The 5234-nt window shown below is 66.3% G+C and carries 5 protein-coding genes, 1 tRNA gene and 2 pseudogenes; 1 reads left to right on the forward strand and 7 read right to left on the reverse strand.

Going from position 1 to position 5234, the window contains the following annotated elements:
- The 5 genes and pseudogenes from DSD19_RS22125 to DSD19_RS22470 form a co-directional block, all read right to left on the reverse strand.
- The coding region (locus DSD19_RS22125) for a methyl-accepting chemotaxis protein (protein WP_207802490.1) at window positions 1-1161 on the reverse strand (1161 nt) is incomplete at its 3' end.
- A gap of 24 nt (window positions 1162-1185) precedes the next feature.
- Window positions 1186-1764 carry a hypothetical protein gene (locus tag DSD19_RS19380; protein WP_113670801.1) on the reverse strand — a complete coding sequence of 193 codons (579 nt, stop codon included), beginning with the start codon at window positions 1762-1764 and terminating at the stop codon, window positions 1186-1188.
- Between the two features lie 294 nt (window positions 1765-2058).
- Window positions 2059-2298 (reverse strand): hypothetical protein, encoded by a 240-nt coding sequence (locus DSD19_RS21515; protein ID WP_133260478.1) that lies wholly within the window; start codon window positions 2296-2298, stop codon window positions 2059-2061.
- 104 nt (window positions 2299-2402) lie between these two features.
- A complete protein-coding gene (locus DSD19_RS19385; RefSeq protein WP_075784645.1) occupies window positions 2403-2918 on the reverse strand; it encodes a L,D-transpeptidase in 516 nt (171 codons plus the stop codon).
- Window positions 2919-3002: 84 nt separating this feature from the next.
- A pseudogene (locus DSD19_RS22470) lies at window positions 3003-3158 on the reverse strand (IS256 family transposase); the annotation flags it as partial.
- A gap of 397 nt (window positions 3159-3555) precedes the next feature.
- On the opposite strand from DSD19_RS22470, the pseudogene DSD19_RS22800 reads away from it, so the two are divergent.
- Window positions 3556-3885: pseudogene (locus tag DSD19_RS22800) on the forward strand (integrase); the annotation flags it as partial.
- Window positions 3886-4080: 195 nt separating this feature from the next.
- Here DSD19_RS22800 and DSD19_RS19400 read toward each other — a convergent pair.
- Together DSD19_RS19400 and DSD19_RS22805 are read right to left on the reverse strand one after the other, a co-directional pair.
- A tRNA-Trp gene (locus DSD19_RS19400) sits at window positions 4081-4156 on the reverse strand.
- 998 nt (window positions 4157-5154) lie between these two features.
- The coding region (locus DSD19_RS22805) for a hypothetical protein (protein WP_133260412.1) at window positions 5155-5234 on the reverse strand (80 nt) is incomplete at its 5' end.

A 5234-nucleotide genomic window follows, 5' to 3' on the forward strand; every position in this document is an offset into this window, starting at 1 on the left:
CCCAGATTGTTCGGCATGGCCGCGCGCCTCGCGCACCACATTCTCGACCTGGGCCGCGCCATCGGCCGCGGCGCGCACGCTGGCGGTCATCTCGTCCATGGCGGCGGCGGTCTCTTCCAGCGTGGCGGCCTGGTTCTCGGTCCGGCGCGACAGGTCGTCGGAGGCGCCACTGATTTCCTCGGCCCGGGTGGTGATCTCGGTCGCATTCTCGACGACCGCGCCCATCAGCGCATTCAGCGTCTGCACGGTTGCGTTGTAGTCGACGCGCAGCTTGTCGCGGCTCCCGGCGAATTCGCGTTCGATCAGGAAGGTGAGATCGCCCGAGGCCAGCGCGGTAAGACCGCGCCCCAGAAGTTCGACCGCCTGCTTCTGATCGGCCACGTCGACCTCGCGCTCGGCCTCGGCATGCTTGGCGTCAAGCAACTTGCCGCGAAGTGACTCAAGGCTGCGCGCGATCACGCCGATCTCGTCCTTGCGTTGGGTGTCGGGGACCTGACGGTCCAGCGCGCCATCGGCGACCAAGGCCATTGCCTCGCTGACCACGTCGAGCGGACGGCCGATCATCCGGCGCAGAAGGATCGTCGTACCGACAACGAGCAGGACGAAAAGCACCGCGATCAGCGCCATTGCCGGCCCAGTATCCGCCAGGAAATGGCCGATCATTGCCTCTTGCGACCAGACGGCCGCGACGACGCCGACGACCCGACCGCTTTTACCGTAACGCACCGGCTCGACAATCGTCAGGCCATCGTCGGAATAGGCGGTAGTGCCGCTCTCGACCGCACGGTCGATCTGACGCTGAAGCCCGGCCTGATCGGTCGCGCTACCGCCCGCTTCGGCCAGAATGCTACCGTCGGCGGCAGAGACCTGCACCCGGACCAGTTCCTCGCCGGCACCCGCCACGTATTTCGCCAGTTCCGACTCGATCTGAGCCCCGTTGCGGAAGGCGATATGGCCACCGAGCGTCTCGGCGCTGCCCTTGGTCATTTCGGTCATCAGCCTGTCGACCGACTTGTCGACGAGTTGCAGCGTCGATCGCACCGACAGGGCGGTCAGAAGCACCGCGACGATGATGGTCGTCAGCGCGATCACCCCGGCGATCCGGACGAAAACCGATGATCCGAACGACTTGGTCCGGGAGGTCTGAGAGGTGGATTGCACGATCACACTCCTTGGCGGAACAGGTCAAAGGAACTCTTCTGCATCGACGGCGACGGTCATCGCGCCGATGGAAGTTCCGGTCTCGGGGTCGACAAGCGTGAACGAGATCTGTCCCTGATATTTCAGAAACGAATCGTCGAATTCGACCTCGCCGAAATTCATGGCCTCCGGCCCGACGCCGTAGGTTTCCTGGTATTTCGCCTCGTCGCCCTGCCAGTAGTCGGACGGAACGCTCGACGTCGCCACGTTGAGGCCGCGCGCGTCCATCACGATGATCTCGGTCACCGCGCCCTTCATCGCCATCAACTGCGCGCGCAGCATGTCGGAAACCGGACTGCGTGTGACCGAGTCGATCAGCGGTGCCGAGCCGGTTCCGATCTCGCTGACCCATTGCTTGTCGAGCCGGTCGATATCGTCCTGGGTCAGGTCGGCCGTCCGCAAATTCTGGGCGGCAACCGCGTCGAGGATCTGCGGCGACCGGGCCCAGGGCTGGATCGATGCCTGATAGAAGGCTTTCATCTGATCATCGAAGTCTCCGGCCAGGGCGGCCCCGCCATGGCCGAGCACCAGAAGCGCCAAGACGGCGGTGCGAAAGATCGACATCGTGATCCTCATTCCGTTCGGGCACGTTGCTTGACCCACGAGCCCGGCAAACGCTTGCCCCAGCGTTATCCGATAATCGCTGCACGTTTGTTAATCAGCCTCAGACCGAAGACGGCCACCGCGGCCGCGAAACGATGGCGCCCCTTCGGGCAGTCCGCGGGGCCGATGCCGTCACGTCGCGCCCACTTCGCCCCGGGAACTCACCTAACGCACGAACATCAAAGAACGTTTATCCCCCTCTACAGTCAGAGGGACGCCGCCCCGCCTTCGGCGGCGCCCCGGCCCGACCGGCAGTCAGGCGTCGAAACTGCCGAGAATTCGACCGATGTCGCCGGACCGTCCGGTAGAAGAGCGCGGCCTCTCCGCCTCTCGCGATGGAAAATTAAGAGACGTCCCGGGCAGAACTTCGTCCGGCTTGAAGACGGTTTTGGGAAAGTTTGCGGCATTTTTCTTGCGGGCCGACCAACCTGTCCCCACGCTCCAAAGATGCAATGCCTGCCTGAAGAACAAGCCGATCGGCAGGCGTGTCTTCAAGGACTGCCCCGGGCCCCTCCGGCCCCGGCCGCGATCCCCCCGAGCAGACCATAGTGCGCTCAGTCGTCCGATCCCGGGGGCGCTCATCCGGTCGGTTTTGCCTGTCAGTCAGCCTTGCGGAAGCAGAGCCGGGTGTCGCCATCGATCCGCGACAGAAGCTCAAGCAGATCGTCACGGGCCAGAGCGGCACAGCCCTCGGTCGGGCCGTAGCCCGGGCTTGCGACATGAAGGAAGATCGCGCTGCCCGCACCCGCAACCACCGGATCGTCGTTGAAGCCGAGCACACCGACGATGTCGTAAAGCGCATCCTCGCGCCAGAGCGTCTCGTGACTTTCCGGAAACGGCAGTCTGACCGGACGGTTGTACTCTGGGTGATCCGGGGCGTCGCACCAGCCGTCTCCGGGGGCGATCGCGATGCAGTGCAGGTGCGGCGCTGGCGGGGCCGCGACCCTGTCGGGGCGATAGAGGATGCGGCGGATCGGCCAGCAGCCCTCGGGGCTGATATGGTCCCCCTCCCCACGTTTTTCACCGATGCCGCCGCGTCCGACGGCACAGCGCCAGCGGTGGTCGCCGAAACGCGCCTCCCAGCCGTCCCCTGCAGAGGAAATCACGATGTCCATGACGGGTCTCCTGCTGCGGTTCCTTGGATTGGTGTCTGTGGCGCCGGTCGTCGCCGTGATGCTCGGTGCGGGCCTGCGTGATCGGGAGGCTGCGGCGGGCAGACCGATGACAAGATCATCGCCCATCGGTGCGATGGTTTCCAGCATCATGTATCGGGCGCGCTGGATGCCCCCGTCATCGTTCCGCTCCAGCACGATGGCACCGGCCAGGCGGACGATGGCCGGATCGTTGGAAAAGATGGTCGCCTCGCACGCCCAGGCCGAAGCCGCAGAGACCGAACGCGCCCGGGATCTCGACACGATCCAATCCGGGGGTGTCTTCGCGGGCAGAACGCCCGAACTCCCGACTTGAGCCTGGAAGATCTCGACCGGGCCATTGCGCCCGTCCCCACGAGGACCGGCGCAATGGCCGATACTCTTCGAGTCCGCTTCGGCCGGGTCGAGGCCGAAGCCCGTCTGACAATCCGTCAGCGCGGTGCGACCGTGGGCCGTGGCCTTCCCGCCGGTGGTCCCTCCTTCATTACGAGAGCCCTTGGGGTTGATAGATATGGGTTTCGGGTTGGGCGCCGATCCGTTGTCACGCCGCGTGGTCGGATGATCGGCGCAATCGACATGTTGCTTCGCGTTGCTTCTGGCGATGACCACGCGCGCTGCACGGCAAGACCTTGCGAAGCTCGGATGGGAGAACGCTAACGCCGGCCGCATTTCGTATCGCCGGGGTAAAACCGGCGTCGAGGCTGACCTCCCCATTCTGCCCGCGCTCGCCGCCGAACTGGCCCGCATTCCCGAACCCCAGACGCTCTTTCTGCCGACGCAGGCCGGAACCGCTCATACCGCAGCGGGCTTCGGGAACTGGTTCGAAGCGCGCGCCGCCGAGGCAGGAACCGATGTTCCCTCGGGAAATGTTCACGGGCTTCGAAAAGCGGGCGCGACCCGTCTTGCAGAGCACGGCGTGGCCGAATGGGAGATCGCGGCCTTCCGCGCGCACGAGAACACGCGGAGGGCAGCGGTCTATGTCCGGAACGCACCGCGCACGAAGCTCGGCGCCGCCGCGCTGGCGCGACTCGACGACCGCAAAAGCCACAAAGGCGTGTCCAACCCTTCCGAAAGGTTGGACAAATCCAGTCAAAAAGACGCCCGTGACAGATACTTGGAAGCGGCCTGGCAGGGGCGGAGGGACTCGAACCCCCGACCCTCGGTTTTGGAGACCGATGCTCTACCAACTGAGCTACACCCCTAGGCCGTGCGCCCGATTAAGATATGCAGTCGGCGGAATCAAGGGGGCTTTTCACCTGACGCACTGGTTTCAGGTCCGGGGCGAAGCCAGGGCTTGCGGCAAGGCCCGCGCGCTTTTCGACAGCGCGCCCTGGACCGGCCCCGACATCAGAGAGACCGCCACGGCCATCGAGGGCCCGACGATGCTGTCGCGGGCCGAGCAGGCCTTCTATTTCTGGCTGGCACGCGACTGGGCCCGGGATGCCGGAGCCATCGTCGATCTTGGATGCTTTGCCGGAGGCTCGACCGCCCGGCTGGCCGAGGGGCGGCGGCAGGCGGGCCATTGCCGCCCTGTCCTGGCCTGTGACCGTTTTACCGCCCCGCCCGAAGTCAGGGCGCAGGTGCTTTATGCCGCAGACATCGCGCCCTTCGAAGGGACCGATCTCCTGGCGCTCGTCCGGCGGCTGCTGGCGCGCCGGCCCGTGACGCTGGTGCCGGACGAGATCCGATCGGCGGTCCGGCCTGGCGGGCCGATCGAGATCCTGACGATCGATGCGGTCAAGGCCATCGACACCGCCGACGCGATTGCCGGGACCTTCTTTCCCGCGCTTCTGCCGGGCGGCGCGGTGGTGGTGCAGCAGGATCGCTTTCACTGGCGCCAGCCCTGGATCGCCGTGCAGATGGAGGCGCTGGCGGGCTGTTTCGCGCCGCTGACGGCAGGCCCGGGCACCACGGCGGCCTTCCTCTGCCTGCGCCCGCCTACGCCCAACGACCTGGCCCGGGCGGCCTGCCATGGCACACGTGACGCAGAACTGGCCTGCGGCCTGACCGCCGCCCGGGCACGGTTCGCGCGGTTCCGCTGCGAGAACGCTTCGACCGGCCCGACCAGGCATTGGCAGCCAATCCGGGCCAGCGCATCGCCTGGCGCCTGCGGCGCTCCGACCAGGCCCGGGAACTGCCGGTCCGACACAAAAAGGGCCGCCCCGAAGGGCGGCCCCGGCTCGCGCTCAGGCGAGACAGATCACTTGATGATCTTGGAGACGACGCCGGCGCCGACGGTGCGGCCGCCTTCGCGGATGGCGAAGCGGAGCTTCTCTTCCA

Origin of the sequence: Rhodovulum sp. BSW8 (assembly GCF_003314725.1) — a bacterium.
In the GTDB taxonomy this organism is placed as follows: Bacteria; Pseudomonadota; Alphaproteobacteria; order Rhodobacterales; family Rhodobacteraceae; genus Rhodovulum; species Rhodovulum visakhapatnamense.

Coding starts and splice junctions, on each gene's coding strand:
- DSD19_RS19380 (WP_113670801.1), bottom strand. CDS start 1,764: ATGTCGATCTTTCGCACCGCCGTCTTGGCGCTTCTGGTGCTCGGCCAT.
- DSD19_RS19385 (WP_075784645.1), bottom strand. CDS start 2,918: ATGGACATCGTGATTTCCTCTGCAGGGGACGGCTGGGAGGCGCGTTTC.